The organism is Azospirillum sp. SYSU D00513 (assembly GCF_017356015.1).
In the GTDB taxonomy this organism is placed as follows: domain Bacteria; phylum Pseudomonadota; class Alphaproteobacteria; order Azospirillales; family Azospirillaceae; genus Azospirillum.
This window is the reverse complement of sequence record NZ_JAFIQV010000035.1, coordinates 57,593-79,476: the sequence shown is the minus strand read 5'-3', so window position 1 is coordinate 79,476 and position 21,884 is coordinate 57,593. Positions and strand designations below refer to the sequence as shown.

Here is a 21,884-nt window from a genome sequence, read left to right as displayed (position 1 = left end):
TTGTACTTTTCCCGCTGCGCGTCTGTCCACATCGTCCACTCCTCCTGCCGTCACCAACAGGCAGAAGCAGGTTTCAGTCAAACAGGCTCCAGAGCATGTATTGCGCGTCTTGTGGACCGCGATCTATCCGGTTCGGCGTATTTTTTTCCAAGAACATTCCGAATCTCATAGGGGCACAAACGAAAACGCCGCGCTGGGAAGCGCGGCGTTCTGCTCTTTCATGGGCCCAAGGGGGAAGGGGCGGCCGAAGCCGGCCTTTCCGGTCAGCGGACGACCGGGATGTTCTCGACCTGGCTCACGTCGCGGACGGCGCCGCGGTCGGCGCTGGTCGTCATCGCGGCGTAGGCGCGCAGTGCCGAGGAAACGTAGCGCGTGCGCGCGGCCGGCTTCCAGGCGGCGGCACCCTTGGCGTTCATCGCGTCGCGGCGGCGCTGCAGCTCCTCGTCCGAAACGGCGAGCCGGATCGAGCGGTTGGGGATGTCGATCTCGATCGGATCGCCCTCCTCGACCAGCCCGATGGCGCCGCCGGCCGCCGCCTCCGGAGAGGCGTGGCCGATGGAGAGGCCGGCCGTGCCGCCGGAGAAGCGGCCGTCGGTGACCAGGGCGCACTGCTTGCCCAGGCCCTTCGACTTCAGGTAGCTCGTCGGGTAGAGCATTTCCTGCATGCCGGGGCCGCCTCGCGGGCCTTCATAGACGATGACCACCACGTCGCCGGCGACGATCCGGTTGTTGAGGATCGCCTCGACCGCCGCGTCCTGGCTCTCGAAGACGCGTGCCCGGCCATTGAAGGCGAGGATGGAGGAGTCCACGCCCGCCGTCTTCACGATGCAGCCGTTCTCGGCGATGTTGCCGAACAGCACGGCGAGGCCGCCATCCTTGCTGAAGGCGTGCTCCACGCTGCGGATCACGCCCTTCTCGCGGTCCAGGTCCAGCTCCGGCCAGCGCTTCTCCTGGCTGAAGGGGATGATGGTGGGCACGCCGCCGGGCGCCGCCTTGAACAGGGTGTGGGTGCCCTCGTCCGTGGTGCGCTTGACGTCCCAGCGGTCCAGCGCCTCGCCCAGCGTCTTGGAGTGGACGGTCGCGGTGCCGCGGTGGATCAGCCCGCCGCGGTCCAGTTCGCCCAGGATGCCCATGATGCCGCCGGCGCGGTGCACGTCCTCGATGTGGACGTCGGGAACCGCCGGGGCGACCTTGCAGACGTTCGGAACACGGCGCGACAGACGGTCGATGTCGGCCATCGTGAAGTCCACGCCGCCTTCCTGCGCGGCCGCCAGCAGGTGCAGCACGGTGTTGGTCGAGCCGCCCATGGCGATGTCCAGCGTCATGGCGTTCTCGAACGCCTCGAAGGTGGCGATGCCGCGCGGCAGGGCGGTGGGATCCTCCTCCTGGTACCAGCGGCGGCACAGATCGACCGCCATGCGGCCGGCGGCCAGGAACAGCTCCTTGCGGTCGGCGTGGGTGGCGAGGATGGTGCCGTTGCCCGGCAGGGCGAGACCCAGCGCCTCGGCCAGGCAGTTCATGGAATTGGCGGTGAACATGCCCGAGCAGGAGCCGCAGGTCGGGCAGGAGGACCGCTCCATCACCGCCGCTTCCTCGTCCGACACGGTCGGGTCGGCGGCGGCGATCATGGCGTCGATCAGGTCGACCGACCGGGTCTTGCCGCGCCAGTTGACCTTGCCGGCTTCCATAGGGCCGCCCGACACGAAGATCGCCGGAATGTTCAGCCGCATCGCGGCCATCAGCATGCCCGGGGTGATCTTGTCGCAGTTGGAGATGCAGACCAGCGCGTCGGCGCAGTGGGCGTTGGCCATGTACTCGACCGCGTCGGCGATCAGCTCGCGCGAGGGCAGGCTGTAGAGCATGCCGTCATGGCCCATGGCGATGCCATCGTCCACCGCGATGGTGTTGAATTCCTTGGCGACGCCGCCCGCCTTCTCGATCTCGCGCGCGACCATCTGGCCGAGATCCTTCAGGTGCACGTGCCCCGGCACGAACTGGGTGAAGGAGTTGGCGATGGCGATGATCGGCTTGCCGAAATCCCCGTCCTTCATGCCCGTGGCGCGCCACAGGCCGCGTGCGCCCGCCATGTTGCGGCCGTGCGTTGAAGTGCGGGAACGATAGTGCGGCATGGGTCACCCTCGGATGCGTAAAATTGCTTGCTGCGACAGATGGGCCGCAACACTAGCAATCCCAAGGGCGTGAAACCAGACTTTCGTTGCGCGCTGCTATGCGATCATGTCGCGTCTGCGTTCCGCGCGGCGCTCGGCCCGCGCCTCAGCCGGAGGAGGCGCTCTTCCTGGGGGAACGCTGCGGCTTCGCGGGCGCGGGCTTGGCGGATGCGGCTTTCGGCGGAGCGGCTTCGGGCGCCGTGGCCTTGGCGGCGGGCTTCTCGGGCGCGGCCTTTGGCGCCACCGGCTTGGCCTTGGCCTTCTTCGGCGGCTGCTCGCTGATCACCTGCCCGCCGGAGGCCGAGACGTTGGCGACCGAGGCTTCCGGTCCCGCCATGGCGGACATGGACTCCGCGGCGGCGCGCGTCGATCTGGCCTTCGTCGCGGCGTCTTCGGCACCGCCGGAGGAACCCTCCGCCGCAGTCCGGCTCAGTTCGGCGCGGATCTCCTCGACGGCTTGGTCCCAGTGCTCGCGGTCGCGGCCGTGCGGGTGGCCCTCGCTCTCCCAGATCTCGTGGGCGCGGCGGCGGATGCGGTCGTTGACCGCGTCGTCGGCGCTGTCGAAGCCGCCGTCGAAGCTGTTGTCGCCGCCCTTGCTGCTGGTGTCGGTCATGGAAGCCCTCCTTCCTCACCACTGCCATTCCGCGACCCACTTCTGGTGCGCGCAGAGACCGGGCAGGTCGGGAAACAGCTTTCCCGATTCAACGCCGAGGCGGTCGAGATGTTTCAGGATCTCCAACCGCGCCGCACCCGGAATCCTGATGCGTGTAAGCCGCAGTCCCTCGCGCTCCGCGCGCTCGGGGAATGCTTCTTCTGACAGTTGTTCCTCGAAGCTGAACAGCCCCTCCTGCGAGGCAATCCGGGAGGATAGGTTCGGCGGGTTGAAAAGATGGATGCGCGCCTGTCCTTCCTCTCCGGGCGATTCCGCACCCGGCTCCTCGCAGGCGATGAGGCCTCCGCCGCGCGGGCGCATCTCCGAAACCTTTTCCAGCGGCAGGACGAAGCGGCGGCTTCCGGGGCTGCTGCCGGTCTCCCAGACGAAAACGAAGACGTCGTCCCACGACTCGGGGCTGTCGTAGCGTCCCCGGTTGCTGGCCGCGAAGTAGAGCGCGATCAGCGGGTTGCGCGTCCAGTCCAGCAGCCGCGTCGGAAGCTGGTGGTGCTGCGCCACCGCCAGCCAGTTGAGATGGCAGGAGGGGGTCGTCTCCAGGAAGGGAAGGGACTGGCGCTGGAAGTTCTCGATCAGCCGCGCCTCGTACTCCCACAGCGCGAGCGTGGAATCCTCCTTCCCCGTGAAGCGGCGGATGTCCCGGTTGCGCTGCCAACTCCGCACGATGGTCGGCTTCATGTCCTCGCCCGGCCGCTTCGACCCGCGATAGCTGACCGACAGGTCGGTCAGGCCCGAGATGAAGGCGATGTAGTTGATGAGCGAGTCGACGAGCACGTCCTGCATGGGCCGGTCACCTTGGCGAAGGTCCCCATGGCGGGGTGCCCGTCAAACAGGCAGCCGAGGTGACGGTTCCGGCGGGCGGCTCAACCGCGGGCGGCGTCCAGCGCTTCCAGCACGCCGTCCACCTCCATGTCCGCGAGGTCGGGCGTGTAATGGGTGCGCAGGCGCGGGCCGCTCGCCTGCGGGACGGAGGCGTCGGACAGCAGCGCCGCCGTCGGGCAGCCTAGGGCCGCGGCGAGATGGGTCGGGCCGGTGTCGTTGCCGACGCAGCCCCAGGCGCCGCGCGCCAGCGCCGCGATTTCCTCGATTCCGGTGCGGCCGGTCAGATCGATGGCCTGCGGGCAGAGCGCGCGGATCGCCGCGGCGAGGTCCGCTTCGCCCTTGCCGCCGAGGATCACCGGGGTGACGCCGCGCGCGGCGAGCCGGCGGGCCAGTTCACCGTAGCGTTCCGCCGGCCAGCGCTTCCGTAGCCCGCCAGGGGAGGAGCCGGGGATAAGAAGGACATAAGGCTCCGGCAGGTCGAAGCGTTTGGTGTCGGCGGTCAGCCAGGACAGGTCGGCCGTGGCCTCCGGCACGATGCCGAAGGGGCGGAGTTGGCGGGCGTAGCGCTCCTGCACGGGCACCGCGCGCCGCCCCGGATAGTGGTCGGCATGGGACGCGCCGCGCGCCGTGCCCGACCATTCGGGCCAGGGCCCCGGCGCGAAGAGCCAGTAATAGCGGTCGGTGCGCGACTGCCCCTGCAGGTCGTAGACCCGGTCGAATCGCCCGGCGCGCAGCAGCCGCCGCACCCGCAGATAGTCGCGCGCCGAGCGCCCGCGCGGGTCCTCCAGCACCTCGTCGAACAGGGCGCTGAGCCGTGCCAGCGGTGCCAGGGAAGGCAGCGTCAGAAGGGTCAGATGGTCGCCGGAGTGGTGGCGGCGGATGGCGGCGAAGGCCGGCTGCGCCAGGAAGAAATCGCCCAGCGCGCCGAGCTTGACGACCAGGATGCGGCGCCCGCCCATCACTGTTCCTTTCCCGCCGCGTGGGCCGCCAGCGCCAGCAGCAGACCGGACGCCAGCATCCCGCACATCCACCAGGCCTGCCAGATGCCGTAGGAGGTGCTGGCCATCGCCAGGGCTGTGGCGAAGAGCGCCAGCGCGTGGGGCTGCGCCAGTTCCGCCAGCTGGCGGGTGCGGCCGAGCAGCAGCAGCGTGAGGGCCAGTGCCAGCGCCGCCCCGGCCGCGCCCAGCTCCAGCCAGATCTGGAGGAAGGCATTGTGGGGGTGCAGCGGCAGGAGCGAGGTAGCGAGCGTTCCGAAGCGCGACAATGCCCCCATCGGGTCGAGCGAGCGCGACGCGTCGATCCCATGGCCGAACAGGGGCGACGCCAAAGCCCGCTCTGCCGCCATGCCCCAGATCTCCACCCGGTGGCGGGCCGACGGGAAGAGCCATGGCGCGTCCGCAAGACCGGCAAGCCGGTCGAGCGTCAGGACCAGCGGCAGCACGCCGGCGAAGGCCAGCGCGAGGAACGCGGCCAGGAAGCGGCGCACGAGGTGCGGCGAACGCAACGCGAGCAGGTAGGCCACCAGGGCAAGCAGCCCGCCGACCATCGCCGAACGGCTGGAGAGCAGGAGCGAAGCCAGCGTGTAACCCGCCGGGATGAGAAGCCCCGCGTGCCGCCGCCACGCGCCAGTTCCTGGCCGGCGCAGCAGGAGTGCCGCCGGCCAGACCAGAAGGGCGAGGAGAACGGCGGTGCGCTTTGGCACGTTGCTCGCCTTCAGCGCCGCGACCGTCAGGCTGGGGTCCCACCAGCGGTGCAGGGGAAAGTCGAAGGCCCATTCCAGCAGGTACAGCCCGATGCCGATGGCGAGTCCGGTCATGAACAGACGGCCCAGCCGGCCAGCATCCCCGGCCGGAAGCCCGCGCAGCCATGCCCCGACGGCGAGGGCGCCGAGCGCCACATATCCCATCTCCAGCACGGTAAGGCCCGCGCGACCCGACGGGCTCCAGGACATGGACAGGGCGGCGAGCGCCAGCAGGGCGGCCGTGACGGCCAGGAGGCGGCCCGGATTGGGGAATGCCATGCTGTGGAAGAAGGAAAACGGCTTGCCGGACCGCGCCAGCCCGGCGAGCGCGATGAGCGTCATGCCGATGGCCCAGGCCGGCATGCCACGCGGCGCCAGCGCTACCAGCGGGCCTAGCAGGAGAAGCCAGCCGCCGGCCAGCCGCATCGGGATCGTCCCGGTCATGGACGGCACTTGGCCGGAACGCGCAAAGGGGAGGGCCATGGCCGCACGACTATCATAAACCAGGGCGCGGCTTAACAGATGGCCCGGGGGAAAGCAACCGGGGCAGGGGCGGCGACCGCCGCCCACGCGCCGGAGGACGCCTCATGAGGATAGCATGTACTCCTCGTACCAGCCGGACAGGCGCTTGGTGACCTCCCCCGGCTGGCCGGCGCCGATGGTGCGCCCGTCGATGCGGGTGACGGGGGTGAGGCCGCCAAGCGTGCCGGTAACGAAGGCCTCGTCGGCGGCGTAGGTCTCGGCAAGGGTGAAGTCGGTCTCCCGTACCGTCACGCCGTGGGCGCGGGCGATCTCCATCACCTTGCGGTGAGTGATGCCCTTGAAGTTGTACCGGCCGGTGGAGGTCCAGAGCTGGCCCCGGCGGACGACGAAGAAGTTGGTCGAGTTGCAGCTTGCCACGAAGCCGTGCGGGTCGAGCATCAGGGCCTCGTCCGCCCCGGCGTCGATGGCCTGGATCAGCGCCTGGATCAGGTTCAGGCGGCTGTGCGAGTTGAGCCGCAGGTCGAACACGTCCGGAGCGCTGCACCGGAAGGTCGAGGTGAAGAGCGCCAGCCCCTTCTCCTTCGCCTCGGGCCGGGGCCGCTTGTATTCCGCCACCACGACGATGGTGGCGCCGCCCAGCACGAAGCGCGGATCCTGGTTGGGCGTCTTCTTGCGGCCGCGCGTGATCATCAGCCGGATGTGCGCGCCGTCCTGCATGCCGTTGCGGTCGAGCGTCTCGCGGACGATGGCGGCGACCTCCTCCCGGCTCTTGCCGATGTCGAGCCGGATGGCGCCCGCCCCCTCGAACAGCCGGTCGAGATGGTCGTCCAGCGCCAGCAGCTTGCCGTTGACCAGCCGCAGCCCTTCCCAAACGCCGTCGCCCAGCACGAAGCCGCTGTCGAAGACGGAGACCGATGCCTTGTCGCGGGGCATGAACTCCCCGTTCACATAGACGAGGACCGACTCGTTGCGCGGGTCGTCGAGATAGCCCTGTGCACTGTCCTTGGACATGTCGCCTCTTGCCCTGATCCGTTTCCCGGATGCTGGCGTCTTTGCACCCGCCGGTCAAAGGGAGAGTGGGCGCCCGACATCGGGGCGGACGGAGGACGGAAAAGGAGGCGTGGGCATGCGGCGGAACAATCCGGCGCCGTACGCATTGCTTTTCGCGTCCTCAACCGCGAAGGCCCTGGCATGCAGATCGACCTGTCGATTGCCCTCGACCGCATCACCAGCATCGTACGGGGCGGAATTGCCCTGCTGCCCAACCTGGTCCTGGCGCTGGTCGTCTTCGTCGTCTTCCTGCTGGTGGCGCGGGTCGCGCGGGCGGCGATCACGCGGCTGGTCGGCCATCACGGCTCCCTGGCCCTGCAGCAGGTGCTGGGGCGGCTGACGCAAGGCGGCATCCTCGTGGTCGGGGGATTCGTCGCGCTGACCATCCTCGTGCCGACCCTGACCGCCGGCAGCCTCATCCAGCTTCTGGGTATCAGCGGTGTCGCCATCGGCTTCGCCTTCAAGGACATCCTCCAGAACTTCCTGGCCGGCATCCTGATCCTGCTGTCACGGCCCTTCCGCATCGGCGACCAGATCGTCTTCGGCAGCTACGAGGGCACGGTCGAGGACATCCAGACCCGCGCCACCATCCTGCGCACCTATGACGACCGCCGGGCCGTCATCCCTAACGCCAAGCTCTTCACAGATTCGGTGCTGGTGAACACCGCCTACCCGCACCGCGTGTCGGAATACGACCTGACGCTGCCCGCCGGCATCGAGGCGGAGCCTGCCAGGGAGGCCATCCTGCGTGCCGTGCGCGGCGTGCCGGGTGTCGCGTCCGATCCGCCGCCGGCCATACTGGTGACGAGGGGCGACCCGCAGGCGGTGGGGCTGAAGGTGCAATGGTGGGGACCGTCGCGTCGCGCCGACATGCTCCGCGTCCAGGACAGGGTCATGGAGGCCATCGAGACGGCGATGCGCGACGGGGGGACGGCGAAGACCGGCGGGTGAGGGCGCGCCGGTTCCCTGGCCGGCTCCGGCGCCCGGTGATGCTTCTTCGGCCCTCGCCGGGAAGTCACGCGCGGCACCGTTCAGGCGCTGCCTCATCTGGTCTTCGGCGATCGAACCGTTCCGGTGATCTTCCGTGGCGCCAGCACGCTCTGGGGCGCCTGGACCGAGAAGTGCGGTTCCCGCATCCGGACCTGCCGGGAATGTGTGTCCCTGATTCGGGAGATGCATCGCCCGTTTGCGCCTGCTCGATCGGCTCGTAACACCCTCCTGGACTCTCGCCCCCGCCGACGAAGCGCGGCTGCCGGACGCGCGGCGCATGGCTTCTCTTCTTGCGTGTGCGGAGCCCCTGCACGGGCTCCGCCCTTCGGCCGATTTGGCGGCGCAACGGCGTGCGCCGGCCGGAGCAGTGCAAGTGTCTGCAAACAAAGGTGAATTCGCCGAAAATGTTCATTGTGCACAAAAGACGTCCAGCGCAACGCTGCACAATGACCTGGGCAAGCAAAGCGCGGCCCCTTCCAAGAAGCCGATGCGGCCTTCCGTCCTATGCGGAAATGGGCGGAAAGAATCAACCCGACTGCGCTACCGCAGCGCAACAGCACAGCTTGTCATCCGCCCGGAAGCGGGGCTAGAAGGTGAGTGTCCGGCACCTCCGAATGGCCGGGGCCGGACCGGCTGTTTCAGCGGCCCGGAACAAAAGACACCTGATGAGGAAATCGCGATGGCGAGCCAAGGCGAGAGCAAGTGGGTTTACAGCTTCGGGGCCGGCGTCACCGAAGGCCGCGCGGACATGCGCAATCTGCTCGGCGGTAAGGGCGCCAACCTGGCGGAGATGGCCAACCTCGGCCTCCCGGTCCCGCCGGGCTTCACCATCACCACCGAACTCTGCACCTATTACTACGCCAACGGCCGCCAGTATCCGCCCGAGCTGAAGAGCCAGGTCGATTCCGCCATCGTCCGCCTGGAAGAGGTGATGGGCGCCCGCTTCGGCGACGCCGCCAACCCGCTTCTGGTCTCCGTCCGCTCCGGTGCCCGCGCCTCCATGCCCGGCATGATGGACACCGTCCTCAACCTCGGCCTCAACGATGCCACCGCCCAGGGCCTCGCCAAGCGCTCGGGCGACGCCCGCTTCGCCTATGACAGCTATCGCCGCTTCATCCAGATGTACTCGAACGTCGTGCTCAACGTCGAGCACCACCACTTCGAGGAGATCCTCGACGACCACAAGCGCCGCGGCGGCTTCAAGCTCGACACCGACCTGTCCGCCGACGACTGGCAGGCCGTGATCGAGGAGTACAAGCGGGCCGTCGAGCGCACGCTCGGCACCCCCTTCCCGCAGGACGTGCAGGAGCAGGTCTGGGGCGCCATCGGCGCCGTCTTCGGCTCCTGGATGAACCAGCGCGCCATCACCTACCGCCGCCTGCACGATATCCCGGCCAGCTGGGGCACCGCCGTCAACGTGCAGTGCATGGTGTTCGGCAACATGGGCAACGACTGCGCCACCGGCGTGGCCTTCACCCGCAACCCGTCCACCGGCGAGAACGCCTTCTATGGCGAGTATCTCGTCAACGCCCAGGGCGAGGACGTGGTGGCCGGCATCCGCACGCCGCAGCACCTGACCATCGCCGGCAAGCTCGCCAACAAGTCCGACCTCCCCTCCATGGAGGAGGTCATGCCGGAGGTGTTCCAGCAGCTCGACGAGGTGCGCCTCCAGTTGGAGAAGCACTACCGCGACATGCAGGACATCGAGTTCACGGTGCAGCAGGGCAAGCTCTACATGCTGCAGACGCGCAACGGGAAGCGTACGGCACCCGCCGCGCTGAAGATCGCCGTGGACTTCGCCGCCGAAGGCCTGATCACCCAGGAAGAGGCGGTCCAGCGCATCGACCCGGCCTCGCTCGACCAGCTCCTCCACCCGACGCTGGACCCGAAGGCCGAGCGCAAGATCATCGCCAAGGGCCTGCCGGCCTCGCCGGGTGCCGCCTCGGGCAAGGTCTGCTTCACCGCCGACGAGGCGGAGGCGCTGGCCGCCAAGGGTGAGTCCGTCATCCTCTGCCGCGTGGAAACCTCGCCGGAGGACATCCACGGCATGCACGCGGCCGCCGGCATCATCACCTCGCGCGGCGGCATGACCAGCCACGCCGCCGTGGTGGCGCGCGGCATGGGCCGCGCCTGCGTCTGCGGCGCCGGCGACCTGCGCATCGACGCCAAGGGCAAGACCATCTCCGTGATGGGCTACGAGATCCGCGAGGGCGACGTCGTCACCATCGACGGCTCCACCGGCGAGGTCATGCTGGGCGAGGTCCCGACCGTCCAGCCGGAACTGTCGGGCGACTTCGCCACCCTCATGGGCTGGGCCGACAAGATCCGCCGCATGAAGATCCGCACCAACGCGGAAACCCCGCTCGACGCCCGCACCGCCCGCAAGTTCGGCGCGGAGGGCATCGGCCTCAGCCGCACCGAGCACATGTTCTTCGACCCGGACCGCATCACCTCGGTCCGCGAGATGATCCTGGCGGAGAACGAGGCGGGCCGCCGCGCGGCACTCGCCAAGCTGGAGCCCTTCCAGAAGCAGGACTTCGTCGAGCTGTTCACGATCATGGCCGGCCTGCCGGTCACCATCCGCCTGCTCGACCCGCCGCTGCACGAGTTCCTTCCGCACAGCGAGAAGGACATGGCAGAGGTCGCTAAGTCGCTCGGCACCGACCTGCTGCACGTCCAGCACCGCGCCGCCCAGCTGCATGAGCAGAACCCGATGCTCGGCCACCGCGGCTGCCGCCTCGGCATCTCCTACCCGGAGATCTACGAGATGCAGGCGCGCGCCATCTTCGCCGCCGTCGCCGAGGTCGCCAAGACCACCGGCCAGGCCGTGACGCCGGAGGTGATGGTCCCGCTGATCGTCACGAAGAAGGAGTTCGACATCCTGAAGGCGGTCATCGACAAGGCCGCCCAGCAGGTGAAGGACAGCACCGGCCAGGACTTCGACTACATGGTCGGCACCATGATCGAGCTGCCGCGCGCTTGCCTGAAGGCGGCGGAGATCGCCGAGACGGCGGAGTTCTTCAGCTTCGGCACCAACGACCTGACCCAGACCATCCTGGGCCTCAGCCGCGACGACGCCGGCAGCTTCCTGCCGGAGTACCAGCGCCAGGGCATCCTGGAGCAGGACCCGTTCCAGAGCCTGGACCAGGAAGGTGTGGGCGAACTGGTCGCCATCGCCGCCGAGCGCGGCCGCAGCGTCCGCCCGGACATCAAGCTCGGCATCTGCGGCGAGCATGGCGGCGATCCGGCCTCCATCAGCTTCTGCGAGAAGGTCGGCCTGGACTACGTCTCCTGCTCCCCCTACCGCGTGCCGATCGCGCGCCTCGCCGCCGCCCAGGCCGCGCTGAGCGCCGACACGGTCAAGCGGGACTGAGCCGGAACCGGCACTCTTCCACCTGCCGACCTCGAAGGCCCTTCTCCCCGCAAGGGGGGAGGGGCTCTTTCTTTTCGCCTCGCGCGACCGTAGTTAGACGGAAACCGCCGCCGACCCGTCATCCCGCGAAAGCGCCATGGAGTGTCCATACCCCCGCGAGGCCGAATCTCACGGACAGACAACCACCTCCTCGTCATCCCCGCGAAAGCGGGGATCCAGAACGCCGCAGAACGGACGCTGTGGTGGAGTCCTGGACCCCCGCTTTCGCGGGGGTGACGGCCAAGTGGTTGCTATTCCTGTAGGTGCCCCTGCGGAGACATGGACACTTCGTAGCGCCAGGGTGGATGACGGACCGGCGCTCCACCTCTCGAAGCCTGCCGCAAGGCAACCGTACAGCCCACAGAGTCCCCCATGCCCCTGCCGCGCCTCATCGAAAGCCCCCAGAACCCCTGGTTCAAGCTGTGGGAGTCCCTGTCGGAAAGCCGGGGGCTGAAGAAGCACGGCACCTTCCTGCTGGCCGGGCAGAAGACGGTGCCCGAGGCGCTGGCCCGCTGGGCGGACCGATTCTCGGCGCTGCTGATCGATGATCCCGCGCGGATCGAGGGCTGGGCCGTGCCGCCGGGGCTGGACGTGGTCCAGCTCGCCCCGGCGCTGTTCCGCCGGCTCGACTTCAACGGCACCGACTTCCCGCTGCTGCTCGGCACGGTGCCGGAGATCCCCTTCGTCGATCTCGCCCGCCCGCCGCAGGGGCTGGAACTGGTCTGCGCGCTGGGTGATCCGAACAACCTCGGGGCACTCCTGCGCAGCGCCGCCTCCTTCGGCGCGCGGCGGGTGATCCTGCTGGAGGAGTCGGCCCACCCCTACCACCCGAAATGCCTGCGCGCCGCCTCCAACGCCCAGTTCGAGCTGACGCTGATGCGCGGCCCGCGCTGGCCGGCGCTGCGCGACGCGGCCCTGCGGGACCAGGCTGGCCCGCTCTTCGCGCTCGACGCAGGCGGCGAGGACCTGTCGGCCATCGCCTGGCCGCGCGACCTGCGCCTCGTGCTGGGGGAGGAGGGGCAGGGCGTGCCCGACGACCTGCCGGCCCGCCGCCTCTCCATCCCGACGACCGGTGCGGTCGAGTCGCTGAACGCGACGGTCGCGGCGAGCCTCGCCCTCTACAGCCATTTCCTCGCCACGCGGTAGTTGAGTTATTCTCCCGCACGCCTATTTGGCACAGACAGCCCGGCGAACGGGCGACGATGGGGGAGGTGGGGGTGATGGCAGACGTGGCGCCGGTGCTGGAGGAACATCCCTGGACGGCGAGCTACCCGAAGGACGTTGACTGGAACACGCCGATCCCGGCCGTGCCCGTCACCGACCTGCTGGACGAATCGGCCCGGCGCTTTCCGGACCGCCCCTGCCTCGATTTCCTGGGCAAGCGCTACCGCTACGCCGAGGTCGCGGCGCTGGTGGACCGCGCCGCGCGCGGCTTCCAGAAGGCCGGGGTGGTGAAGGGCACGCGGGTGGGGCTCTTCCTGCCCAACAGCCCCTATTTCATCATCGGCTACTACGCCATCCTCAAGGCCGGCGGCACGGTGGTGAACTTCAACCCGCTCTACGCCGAGCGCGAGCTGAGACACCAGATCGCCGACAGCGGGGTCGAGCTGATGGTGACGCTCGACCTCCACCAGCTCTACGACAAGATCGCCCCGCATCTGGGGGAGGCGCGGCTCAGGCGTCTCGTCGTCTGCCCGATGGCAGGCATCCTGCCTTTCCCGAAGAACTGGCTGTTCGGCCTGTTCAAGCGCAAGGAGGTCGCCCGCATCCCGCGCGACGACCGGCACCTGACCTTCGCGGCCCTGACCAGGAACGACGGCCGGCCCGAGCCGGTCGCCCTTGACCCGAAGGAGGACGTCGCCGTCCTCCAGTACACGGGCGGCACCACCGGCGTGCCGAAGGGGGCGATGCTCACCCACGCGAACGTCGTCGCCAACGCCTTCCAGGCGGAGGCCTGGTACTCCGACGCAAAGCCGGGCGACGAGCGCGTGCTCGGCGTGCTGCCGCTCTTCCACGTCTTCGCCATGACGGCGGTGATGAATCTCGGCCTGCGGCTTGGGGCGGAGATCGTCCTGCTGCCGCGCTTCGACCTGCTCCAGGTCATGAAGACCATCCAGGAAAGCAAGATCACCTTCTTTCCCCTGGTGCCGACCATCGTGACCTCGATCCTCCGGCACAAGGACCTGAAGGCCTACGACCTCTCCTCGCTGAGCTTCTGCATCTCCGGCGGCGCTCCGCTGCCGGTCGAGGTGATGCACGCCTTCGAGCGCAGCACCAGCTGCGACCTCGTGGAGGGCTACGGCGTCAGCGAGGCCTCGCCCGTCGCCTGCTGCAACCCGAAGAACGGCGTCCGCAAGAAGGGCTCCATCGGGCTGCCCTTTCCCGGCACGGTTGTGGAGATCGTCTCCACCGAGGAGCCCAGGAACGTCCTGCCCGTCGGCGAGCGGGGGGAGATCTGCGTGCGCGGTCCCCAGGTCATGAAGGGCTACTGGAACAAGCCGGAGGAGAACGCCCTATCCCTCCAGGGCGGACGCTTCCACACCGGCGATATCGGCGTCATGGACGAGGAGGGCTACGTCTACATCCTCGACCGCATCAAGGACCTGATCCTGTGCGGCGGCTTCAACGTCTACCCGCGCAACGTGGAGGAGGCGATCTACCTGCACCCGGCCGTCGCCGAATGCATCGTCGCCGGCGTGCCCGACCAGTACCGCGGCCAGACCGTGAAGGCTTACATCCGCCTCCACGAGGGCCGGAAGCTGACCAAGTCCGAACTCACCACCTTCCTGAAGGACAAGCTCTCGCCGGTCGAGATCCCGAAATTCGTGGAGTTCCGCGATTCCCTGCCCAAGACCCTGATCGGAAAGCTGTCCCGCAAGGCCATTCTCGAAGAGGAGGAAGCCCGCCGCGCGGCTTCCGGAAAGGCGCATGACGGAAACGACGAGTCAAAACCCGGCCGGCCCTGACCGCAAGGCGGTGCTGGTGCGCATCCACGGCAAGGTCCAGGGCGTCTGGTACCGTGCCTGGACGGTGGAGCGGGCGACGCAGGCGGGCCTGGCCGGCTGGGTCCGCAACCGCGCCGACGGCACGGTGGAAGCGCTCTTCGCCGGCCCGGCCGGGGACGTGGACCGCATGGTCGAGGCCTGCCGCCGCGGGCCGGAACACGCCATCGTCCGTGACATCGCCGTCGAGCCGGCGCGCGATCCCGGCACCGCTGTATTCGAGAAGCGGCCCACGCTTTAGCAAAGCGTTAGCCATGACGGCGCTACCCTCCGGCCATCGTTGATCCGCCGGGGAGGGGCGCCGTGAAGGGAAGAGCAGTGGGCGTCGCCGCCCTGCTTCTTGCAGCGGCGCCGGCCCTGGCCGCCGGGCCGCTGGAGCGCACCAGCCCGGGCCACATGGCCCCGGTGCCCCCCGGCAGCGACCTTCCCATCGCCCCGCCGCTGACGCATTACGCGTTGCCGCCGCAATGGGTGACGATCCGCAGCAAGGAGGACTGGCGCAAGGCCGGCCGGGTCGAGAAGGATCTCAGCAAGGCCTGCGCCGCCCGGACCTTCCGCGAGCGCATTCCCCTGCGCTTCCGCGCGATCTTCGGGAACGAGGTTCTGGGCGTCGCCTTCGGCCATGGGCTGAACCTGCACGACCCCAAGGGCAAGGCCGACCGCAAGCTGATCTACCTGTTCCGCAACGGCGACAGCACCGGCTGTACCGTGGTGTCCATGACCAACCAGGACGCCCGCATCCTCAACGAGGAGGCGGCTCCCCCTCAGTAGGGCCGAACACTTCGTCCCAGGACGCCATCAGCGCGGAGTCCACCTCTTCCATCATCACCAGATGGCCCAGCGCCACCATCGACGTCACGCCATGCTGCGCGATGCCGCAGGGGACGATGCCGCCGAAATGGGAAAGGTCCGGATCGACGTTCAGGGAGATGCCGTGGAAGCTGACCCAGCGGCGCACCCGCACGCCGATGGCCGCGATCTTGTCCTCCTGGCCGGGCAGCCCGCCATAGGGTCCCTTGTCCACCCAGATGCCGACGCGGCCCTCGCGCCGCTCCCCCTTGATGTTGAAGGAGGCCAGCGTCCGGATCAGCCAGTCCTCGAGCTGCGCCACATAGGCACGGATGTCCCCGCCGCGCTTCTTCAGGTCCAGCATGACATAGGCCACGCGCTGCCCCGGCCCGTGATAGGTGAACTGTCCGCCGCGCCCGGCTTGGTAGACCGGGAAACGGTTCGGCTCCAGCAGGTCCTCCTCGCGCGCGCTGGTGCCCGCCGTGTAGAGCGGCGGGTGTTCCAGCAGCCACACCATCTCGGGCGCGGTGCCCGCGCGGATGGCCTCCACGCGGGCCTCCATGGCGGCCAGGGCGTCGGGGTAGGGGACGGGTTCGTCGCTGATGCGCCACTCGATGCCGGATGCGGCAAGCTCGGGCGCGGCGTGTTCGCCGGGGGTCTCGATGGTCATGGAGTGTCTATATGGAATTTTTGCCGAAAAGCGAATACGGCGCTTGATCGATCAGCTGAAACCCCTTATACACCCGCTCCACCCGGTGAGCGCTGAAAGGCGGCGCTGGGGAGACTACCAGCCTCGTGCGGTCGTGGCGGAATTGGTAGACGCGCAGCGTTGAGGTCGCTGTGACAGAAATGTCGTGGAAGTTCGAGTCTTCTCGACCGCACCACTCCTCCTCCGGAGGAGATCACGAAAAAAGCCCGCTGGTCTTCGGACCGAGCGGGCTTTTTCGTTTCCCGGCTCCTTCCGGAACCGGCCAGGGCAGCCGGCACGCAAGCGGCACGCAACTTGCTGCACTGCAATCGCGGGCGCGGGCTTGACCGCCGCCCGGCGGATCCATCCCTTGCCCGGTGGGGAGAGCGCAGCGCATGGACATGGATGTGGGGAAGCCCGGAGCGGAGCCGGATATCGGCGCGGCCGCCCGCTTTCTGCTTGCCGCAAAGCAATGCAAGATCAGGGAGTTGGAACAGCTCGCCGTGATGAGCGATCTCGTCAAGGCGATCAGCGAACTGGTCCACGCCCTCCAGAAGGAACGCGGCAGCTCCAGCATCTATCTCGGCTCCAAGGGGAGGCGCTTTTCTGAGCAGCTTGCCCAACAAGTCGCCGATTGCGCCGAGCTTGAGCAGGCGGTGCGCGAACAGTTCGACCTGCTCGACACGCCGGGCGGCCGCCTCGTCTGCGGTGCGCGGCTTTTCAACCGCGTCGCCTACGCGGTCCATCACCTCGACCATCTCCCCGATCTGCGGGCGCGGGTGACCAGCCAGTCGCTTGCGCCGGAGGAGGCGGTCGCGGTCTTCACCGCCCTCATCGCAGGCTTGCTGGCCGTCGTGTTCGAGGCCGCGGACACCGCCGCCGACCCGGTGATCTCCCGCGCGCTGATCGCCCTGTTCAACTTCATGCAGGGCAAGGAGTTCGCCGGGCAGGAGCGCGCGACGGGTGCCGCCGGCTTCTCGGTGGGCCGCTTCGACGAGAAGCAGCACCGGCGCCTGCTGCACCTGATCGAAGCGCAGAACCGCTCCTTCCAGATCTTCGCCGAATTGGCCGATCCCGGCCTCGTCGCCGCCTTCAAGGCGGCCATGGACGGTCAGGAGACGGTCGAGGTCGAGCGCATGCGGCGCATCGCCTGCACCAAGGGCCTCGCCGGCAACCTGGAAGGCATCGAGAGCGCCACCTGGTTCACCCAGGCCACCCGCCGCATCGACGCCATGCGCGAGCTTGAGAGGCAGCTCACCGACGCGCTGCGGCAGCTCAGCGCCCGCAAGCTCGGCGAGGCACAGGCCGACCTGCAAGGCCACCGCAGCGCCATGGCGGAGATCGAGAGCCTGGAATCGGAGGCCCCGCGCTCCATCGCCATGTTCGTCGGGGAATCCGACCGCGCGCTGATCACCGACGCCGTGGAAACCGGCGTCCGCGTCTACAGCGTGGACGGGCTCAGCCCGAAGCTCGGCCGCTCGATCCTGGACCTCGTGCAGGAACAGTTCCGGCGCCTCCAGTCCATGAGCGACGAGTTGGAAGCGGTGCGGCTCGCGCTGAACGAGCGCAAGGTCGTGGACCGCGCCAAGGGGCTGCTGATGACCCACCGCGGCCTGTCCGAGGATCAGGCCTACAAGATGCTCCGCCAGATGGCGATGAGCCAGAACAAGCGGCTGGTGGACGTGGCGGAGGCCATACTCTCCATGGCCGAGATCCTGAAGGCATGACCTGGCGCCGGGCGCCTTCGGCGTTCTGGACAAAGCGCGGGCACCCCTATATCTCGTCTGCATCCCGGCGGTGCGCCGCCGGGTTCCCCCGAAACCCGCACACGCCCGCGCCACGGCCATCCATGGCCGCGCCACCGCCGGGCGTTGCCGACGCCAAGGGAGGGTGCGGGCATGCGCGCCGACGAGCAGGACACCACCGGCCGTGGTCCGGCCGGGCATCCGGAGCAGGGCGACCCGGACACGCACGGGGCGGGCCATGCGCACCCTCCGCACGACGACAGCGACGACGAGCGCGCCTACGGCGTCGAGCCGGAGTTCGTGGATGAGATCGCCGACCTGCTGCGCGCCGGGCGCGGCGAGGAGGCACGTGCTCTCATCGAGCCGCTGCACGCCGCCGACACCGCCGACCTGATCGAGCGCATCGGGCCGGACGAGCGGGCGCCGCTGATCGAGCTGCTGCGGCCCGGCTTCGACGCCGAGATCCTGGCCCACCTGAACCATGACCTGCGCGAGGAGCTGTTCGGCCTCTTCGAGCCGAAGGAACTCGCCGCCGCCGTCGCCGAGCTGGAAACCGACGACGCCGTCGATCTCATCGAGGATCTGGACGAGGAAACCCGCGCGCAGATCCTGGAGAACCTGCCGGCCGCCGAACGCGTGCTGGTGCAGGAGAACCTTGGCTACGAGGAATACACCGCCGGCCGCCTGATGCAGCGCGACCTCGTGGCCGTGCCGCAGTTCTGGACGGTCGGGCGGACCATCGACTATGTCCGAGCCGCCACCGAGGAGCTGCCGGAGGATTTCTACGACATCTTCGTCGTCGACCCGATGCACCGGGTCGTCGGCGCCGTGCCGTTGTCGCGGCTGCTCCGCCAGAAGCGCTCCACCCGCATCGCCGACCTCGTGACGGAGGAGGTGGACACCGTTCCCGCCACCATGGGGCAGGAGGAGGTCGCCAACCTTTTCCGCCATTACGCCCTGGTGTCGGCGCCCGTGGTGGATGCGTCGGGCCGGCTGCTCGGCGTCATCACCGTGGACGACGTCGTCCACATCATCGACGAGGAGGCCGAGGACGACCTGCTGAAGCTCGGCGGCGTCAGCGGCGACACCTCGGTCTATCAGCGCGTGCGCGAAACCGTGAAGTCGCGGGCGAGCTGGCTTCTCGTCAATCTCTTCACCGCCTTCATGGCGGCCGGCGTCATCTCGCTCTTCGAGGAGACGATTCAGACGATCGTGGCGCTTGCCGTGCTGATGCCGATCGTCGCCTCGATGGGCGGCAACGCCGGCACCCAGACGCTGACCGTGGCGGTCCGGTCGCTGGCGACGCACGAGCTGTCCTCCTCCAACGCCGCGCGCGTGGTGGGGAAGGAGGCGCTGGTCGGGCTGCTCAACGGCCTGATCTTCGCGGTGCTGGTCGGGCTGATCGCCTGGGGCTGGTTCGGCCCGATGATCGGGGCCGTCATCGCCTGCGCCATGGTCATCAACCTGTTCGTCGCCGGCCTGTTCGGCGTGCTGATCCCGCTCGGGCTGGAAAAGCTGAACGTCGATCCGGCGGTCGCCAGCTCCGTCTTCCTGACGACCATCACGGACGTGGTCGGCTTCTTCGCCTTCCTGGGGCTTGCCACGGCCGTGCTGCTTTGACGGAAACGCCGGTTTAACAAAAGCGCAAGAAGCGCTTGCAATTTTAGGACGTGCCACGGATAGTCCGCCCACTTGGCTTGGGGTGCTGCGCGGGGTTTTTCCCGCGTGGCTGAGATCACACCCATCGAACCTGTCTGGATAATGCCAGCGAAGGGAGCCGCCCAATGGGCACCGTGCCGTCATCATTGCCGCTTTCCGAATCCGGTCTGAAGCTGTCCGGGCCGAAGCCGTCCGTCGCCATCATCGGCGCCGGCGCCATCGGCCTGTCCATCGCCTGGAGGCTGGCGCAGGCCGGCTGCCGGGTCGATGTCTTCGACCGGGGGGAGGCGGGCCGTGGCGCCACCCACGCGGCCGGCGGCATGCTTGCTGCCTGCGTCGAGACGGAGCCCGGCGAGGATGCGCTCCTCCCGCTGACCCGCGCCAGCCAGGCGCTCTGGCCCGACTTCGCCCGCGCCGTGGAGGAAGCGTCCGGCCTGCCGGTGGACCTGCGCACGGAAGGGACGATGATCGTCGCGCTCAACGCGGATGACGCGGCCCGGCTCCGCTTTCTGCACGACTTTCAAAGTGGCCTGGGGCTACCGGTCGAATGGCTGACGGGCGGCGCCGTGCGCAAGCGCGAACCCTATCTCCAGCCCGGCGTGGCGGGCGCGCTCTTCTGCCCCGAGGACCATCAGGTCGACAACCGCAAGCTGGCGCTGGCGCTGCGTGCGGCGGTGATGCGGGCGGGCGGCCGGATCCACGAGCGGACCGAGGTCTCGGGCATCGAGACGCGGGGCGGCCGCGCCACCGGTGTCCGCGTCGGTGAGGAATTGGTCCAGGCCGATCAGGTGGTGCTGGCGGCCGGTGCTTGGTCGGGGCGGATCGACGGGCTGCCGGCGGCCGCGCGCCCGCCGGTGCGCCCCATCAAGGGGCAGATGCTCTGCGTCCGGATGGACCCCGCACTCCCGCTGCTGCGCCACACCGTCTGGACCCAGACCGGTACCTACCTGATCCCCCGCCTCGACGGACGCCTCCTGGTCGGCGCCACGACCGAGGAGCGCGGTTTCGACGACCGGATGACGGCGGGCGGCCTCTTCGCCCTGCTGGAGGGCGCCTGGCGCGCTCTGCCGGGCATAGCCGAGCTGCCCGTCGAGGAGACCTGGGTGGGCTTCCGGCCGGGCAGCCGGGACGACGCCCCCATCCTCGGGAGCTGTGCCGTGGAGGGGCTGGTGCTGGCCACCGGTCACCACCGCAACGGCATCCTCCTGACCCCGGTGACAGCCGACGGCATCGCCCGGCTGATCTTGACCGGGGAGACCGATCCGGCCATCGCACCCTTCGGGCTGGACCGCTTCGCACCCAAGAAAACCGCTCTAGGAGCCCTCGCATGACCGCATGCATCCGCGTGAACGGCAAGGACCACGAGCTGCCCGCCGACACGGTGGCGGCGCTGCTCGCCGGCTTCGGCATCCAGCCCGGCGCGCGCGGCGTGGCCGTCGCGCTCAACGGCGCCGTGGTCCCGTCGCGCCGCTGGCCGGAGACGCCGGTCGCCCCCGGCGACGAGCTGGAAATCATCCGCCCGGTCCAGGGCGGTTAAGGAGAGAGTCTCATGAACGCCGACAGCTTCACCATCGCCGGGCGCACCTTCCGGTCCCGCCTGTTCATCGGCACCGCCGGCTACCCGAACCAGCAGGTCATGCTGAACGCCATCGAGACGAGCGGGGCGGAGCTGGCGACGGTTGCGGTCCGCCGCATCAGCCTCGACGGCTATTCGGAAAGCCTCGTGGATGTGCTCGACGGGCGGATCGGGCTGCTGCCCAACACGGCCGGCTGCCTGACCGCGAAGGAGGCCGTGCTGACGGCACAGCTCGGCCGCGAGGCGCTCGGCACCGATTGGGTGAAGCTGGAGGTTATCGGTGATCGCGAGCTGCTCTATCCCGACGTGGAGGAGCTGCTGCGCGCGACGGAGGAGCTGGTCGCCGACGGTTTCACCGTTCTGCCCTACTGCAACGACGACCCGGTCACCTGCCGCAAGCTGGCCGATGCGGGTGCCGCCGCGGTGATGCCGCTCGGCGCCTTCATCGGGTCCGGCATGGGAATCCGCAACCCGCACGCCATCGAAGTGATCTGCGCCCGCAACCCCGTGCCGGTGGTGCTGGACGCGGGCATCGGCACGGCGTCGGACGCGGCGCTGGCCATGGAGCTGGGCTGCGCCGCCGTCCTGCTCAACACCGCCGTGTCGAAGGCCCGCGATCCCGTGCTGATGGCGGCGGCGATGCGCGACGCGGTGGCCGCCGGCCGCTCGGCCCATCTGGCCGGCCGCATCCCGATGCGCCGCTTCGCCGAGGCTTCCAGCCCGCAGCTCGGCTTGATCGGTTCCTGACCGCGCGGCGTTTCGCCCGATCGCTCCCAAACCGGGATCATCGAGAGCCGGCCTCCAGGCAGCCAGTGTGGTGCTGCCCGGAGCCGGCTCTTTTCGCATGGGCAGGTTTCAGCTTTCTGGCACTCAAAGCCATGTTAAGCCATCCTGAATATTTGCAATACATACAAACTGTTCTGCCACTGAATGCACCTACCGGGGTATGAATTGACTTTGCGTTGCAAGAGGAACTGATTTACACATCAACATGCTGGCTCGCTCTGAACTGATGGCGGCCCGTGGCAGCGGAGCAGAAAGACGTTAAATACTCTTGCTGATCCAACGCCATGAGAAAACGCCGTGGTT

At 68.8% G+C, this 21,884-nt stretch carries 18 protein-coding genes, 1 tRNA gene and 1 riboswitch; of the genes, 12 read left to right on the top strand and 7 right to left on the bottom strand.

What is annotated here, in order from left to right; translation table 11 throughout:
- Positions 1-263: 263 nt before the first annotated feature.
- The 6 genes from ilvD to JUB11_RS23210 form a co-directional block, all read right to left on the bottom strand.
- The gene (gene ilvD, locus JUB11_RS23235; RefSeq protein WP_207461157.1) at positions 264-2,129 is read right to left on the bottom strand and encodes a dihydroxy-acid dehydratase; all 1,866 of its coding nucleotides are present in this window, start codon (positions 2,127-2,129) and stop codon (positions 264-266) included.
- Between the two features lie 145 nt (positions 2,130-2,274).
- The gene (locus JUB11_RS23230) at positions 2,275-2,781 is read right to left on the bottom strand and encodes a DUF2934 domain-containing protein (protein ID WP_207461156.1); all 507 of its coding nucleotides are present in this window, start codon (positions 2,779-2,781) and stop codon (positions 2,275-2,277) included.
- Between the two features lie 15 nt (positions 2,782-2,796).
- Entirely contained in the window at positions 2,797-3,621 is an 825-nt protein-coding gene (locus JUB11_RS23225) for an FRG domain-containing protein (RefSeq protein WP_207461155.1), read from the bottom strand.
- 80 nt (positions 3,622-3,701) lie between these two features.
- Entirely contained in the window at positions 3,702-4,619 is a 918-nt protein-coding gene (locus JUB11_RS23220; RefSeq protein WP_207461154.1) for a glycosyltransferase family 9 protein, read from the bottom strand.
- Positions 4,619-5,845: an O-antigen ligase family protein gene (locus JUB11_RS23215; RefSeq protein ID WP_247887269.1), complete on the bottom strand. Its 1,227-nt coding sequence runs from the start codon at positions 5,843-5,845 to the stop codon at positions 4,619-4,621. Before JUB11_RS23215 ends, JUB11_RS23220 begins: the two co-directional genes overlap by 1 nt.
- Before the next feature lie 141 nt (positions 5,846-5,986).
- Positions 5,987-6,895 carry an aminotransferase class IV gene (locus tag JUB11_RS23210; RefSeq protein ID WP_207461152.1) on the bottom strand — a complete coding sequence of 303 codons (909 nt, stop codon included), beginning with the start codon at positions 6,893-6,895 and terminating at the stop codon, positions 5,987-5,989.
- 180 nt (positions 6,896-7,075) lie between these two features.
- Here JUB11_RS23210 and JUB11_RS23205 point away from each other — a divergent pair, with 180 nt between their 5' ends.
- The 6 genes from JUB11_RS23205 (at position 7,076) to JUB11_RS23180 (ending at position 15,109) form a co-directional block, all read left to right on the top strand.
- Positions 7,076-7,885: a mechanosensitive ion channel family protein gene (locus tag JUB11_RS23205; protein ID WP_207461151.1), complete on the top strand. Its 810-nt coding sequence runs from the start codon at positions 7,076-7,078 to the stop codon at positions 7,883-7,885.
- Positions 7,886-8,603: 718 nt separating this feature from the next.
- Entirely contained in the window at positions 8,604-11,297 is a 2,694-nt protein-coding gene (gene ppdK, locus JUB11_RS23200) for a pyruvate, phosphate dikinase (protein ID WP_207461150.1), read from the top strand.
- A gap of 411 nt (positions 11,298-11,708) precedes the next feature.
- Positions 11,709-12,482 (top strand): RNA methyltransferase, encoded by a 774-nt coding sequence (locus JUB11_RS23195; protein ID WP_207461149.1) that lies wholly within the window; start codon positions 11,709-11,711, stop codon positions 12,480-12,482.
- Between the two features lie 74 nt (positions 12,483-12,556).
- On the top strand, positions 12,557-14,302 hold the full coding sequence (locus JUB11_RS23190) for a long-chain fatty acid--CoA ligase (protein ID WP_207461148.1): 1,746 nt from the start codon (positions 12,557-12,559) through the stop codon (positions 14,300-14,302).
- Positions 14,265-14,579 carry an acylphosphatase gene (locus JUB11_RS23185; protein ID WP_207461147.1) on the top strand — a complete coding sequence of 105 codons (315 nt, stop codon included), beginning with the start codon at positions 14,265-14,267 and terminating at the stop codon, positions 14,577-14,579. The genes JUB11_RS23190 and JUB11_RS23185 overlap by 38 nt, the downstream gene beginning before the upstream one ends.
- A 62-nt stretch (positions 14,580-14,641) precedes the next feature.
- Positions 14,642-15,109: a hypothetical protein gene (locus JUB11_RS23180; RefSeq protein ID WP_348771494.1), complete on the top strand. Its 468-nt coding sequence runs from the start codon at positions 14,642-14,644 to the stop codon at positions 15,107-15,109.
- Here the strand turns inward: JUB11_RS23180 and lipB are convergent.
- Positions 15,081-15,797 (bottom strand): lipoyl(octanoyl) transferase LipB, encoded by a 717-nt coding sequence (gene lipB, locus JUB11_RS23175; protein ID WP_207461146.1) that lies wholly within the window; start codon positions 15,795-15,797, stop codon positions 15,081-15,083. The two genes, JUB11_RS23180 and lipB, sit on opposite strands and share 29 nt — an antisense overlap.
- A gap of 127 nt (positions 15,798-15,924) precedes the next feature.
- Between lipB and JUB11_RS23170 the strand changes: the two genes are divergently transcribed.
- From JUB11_RS23170 to JUB11_RS23150, 6 genes are all read left to right on the top strand, one after another.
- Positions 15,925-16,011 (top strand) — tRNA-Leu (locus tag JUB11_RS23170).
- Between the two features lie 199 nt (positions 16,012-16,210).
- Complete coding sequence (locus JUB11_RS23165; RefSeq protein WP_247887268.1) at positions 16,211-17,542, top strand: nitrate regulatory protein; 1,332 nt, start codon at positions 16,211-16,213, stop codon at positions 17,540-17,542.
- A 171-nt stretch (positions 17,543-17,713) separates the two neighbouring features.
- Positions 17,714-19,180: a magnesium transporter gene (gene mgtE, locus JUB11_RS23160; RefSeq protein WP_207461145.1), complete on the top strand. Its 1,467-nt coding sequence runs from the start codon at positions 17,714-17,716 to the stop codon at positions 19,178-19,180.
- Between the two features lie 68 nt (positions 19,181-19,248).
- Positions 19,249-19,352, top strand: a riboswitch (TPP riboswitch).
- Positions 19,345-20,550 carry a glycine oxidase ThiO gene (gene thiO, locus JUB11_RS23155; protein ID WP_207461144.1) on the top strand — a complete coding sequence of 402 codons (1,206 nt, stop codon included), beginning with the start codon at positions 19,345-19,347 and terminating at the stop codon, positions 20,548-20,550. Its footprint overlaps the riboswitch before it by 8 nt.
- Entirely contained in the window at positions 20,547-20,756 is a 210-nt protein-coding gene (gene thiS / locus JUB11_RS32925) for a sulfur carrier protein ThiS (protein WP_247887267.1), read from the top strand. Before thiO ends, thiS begins: the two co-directional genes overlap by 4 nt.
- A 12-nt stretch (positions 20,757-20,768) precedes the next feature.
- Positions 20,769-21,542 (top strand): thiazole synthase, encoded by a 774-nt coding sequence (locus tag JUB11_RS23150; protein WP_247887266.1) that lies wholly within the window; start codon positions 20,769-20,771, stop codon positions 21,540-21,542.
- The last annotated feature ends 342 nt before the right edge of the window (positions 21,543-21,884 follow it).

Excerpts from the sequence above, each read along its gene's own strand:
- JUB11_RS23225 (WP_207461155.1), bottom strand. The coding sequence starts at position 3,621 with ATGCAGGACGTGCTCGTCGACTCGCTCATCAACTACATCGCCTTCATC.
- JUB11_RS23210 (WP_207461152.1), bottom strand. The coding sequence starts at position 6,895 with ATGTCCAAGGACAGTGCACAGGGCTATCTCGACGACCCGCGCAACGAG.
- thiO (WP_207461144.1), top strand. The coding sequence starts at position 19,345 with ATGGGCACCGTGCCGTCATCATTGCCGCTTTCCGAATCCGGTCTGAAG.
- JUB11_RS23150 (WP_247887266.1), top strand. The coding sequence starts at position 20,769 with ATGAACGCCGACAGCTTCACCATCGCCGGGCGCACCTTCCGGTCCCGC.
- ppdK (WP_207461150.1), top strand. The coding sequence starts at position 8,604 with ATGGCGAGCCAAGGCGAGAGCAAGTGGGTTTACAGCTTCGGGGCCGGC.
- JUB11_RS23165 (WP_247887268.1), top strand. The coding sequence starts at position 16,211 with ATGGACATGGATGTGGGGAAGCCCGGAGCGGAGCCGGATATCGGCGCG.
- JUB11_RS23205 (WP_207461151.1), top strand. The coding sequence starts at position 7,076 with ATGCAGATCGACCTGTCGATTGCCCTCGACCGCATCACCAGCATCGTA.
- ilvD (WP_207461157.1), bottom strand. The coding sequence starts at position 2,129 with ATGCCGCACTATCGTTCCCGCACTTCAACGCACGGCCGCAACATGGCG.
- thiS (WP_247887267.1), top strand. The coding sequence starts at position 20,547 with ATGACCGCATGCATCCGCGTGAACGGCAAGGACCACGAGCTGCCCGCC.
- JUB11_RS23190 (WP_207461148.1), top strand. The coding sequence starts at position 12,557 with ATGGCAGACGTGGCGCCGGTGCTGGAGGAACATCCCTGGACGGCGAGC.
- JUB11_RS23230 (WP_207461156.1), bottom strand. The coding sequence starts at position 2,781 with ATGACCGACACCAGCAGCAAGGGCGGCGACAACAGCTTCGACGGCGGC.
- lipB (WP_207461146.1), bottom strand. The coding sequence starts at position 15,797 with ATGACCATCGAGACCCCCGGCGAACACGCCGCGCCCGAGCTTGCCGCA.
- JUB11_RS23195 (WP_207461149.1), top strand. The coding sequence starts at position 11,709 with ATGCCCCTGCCGCGCCTCATCGAAAGCCCCCAGAACCCCTGGTTCAAG.
- JUB11_RS23185 (WP_207461147.1), top strand. The coding sequence starts at position 14,265 with ATGACGGAAACGACGAGTCAAAACCCGGCCGGCCCTGACCGCAAGGCG.
- mgtE (WP_207461145.1), top strand. The coding sequence starts at position 17,714 with ATGCGCGCCGACGAGCAGGACACCACCGGCCGTGGTCCGGCCGGGCAT.
- JUB11_RS23215 (WP_247887269.1), bottom strand. The coding sequence starts at position 5,845 with ATGACCGGGACGATCCCGATGCGGCTGGCCGGCGGCTGGCTTCTCCTG.
- JUB11_RS23220 (WP_207461154.1), bottom strand. The coding sequence starts at position 4,619 with ATGGGCGGGCGCCGCATCCTGGTCGTCAAGCTCGGCGCGCTGGGCGAT.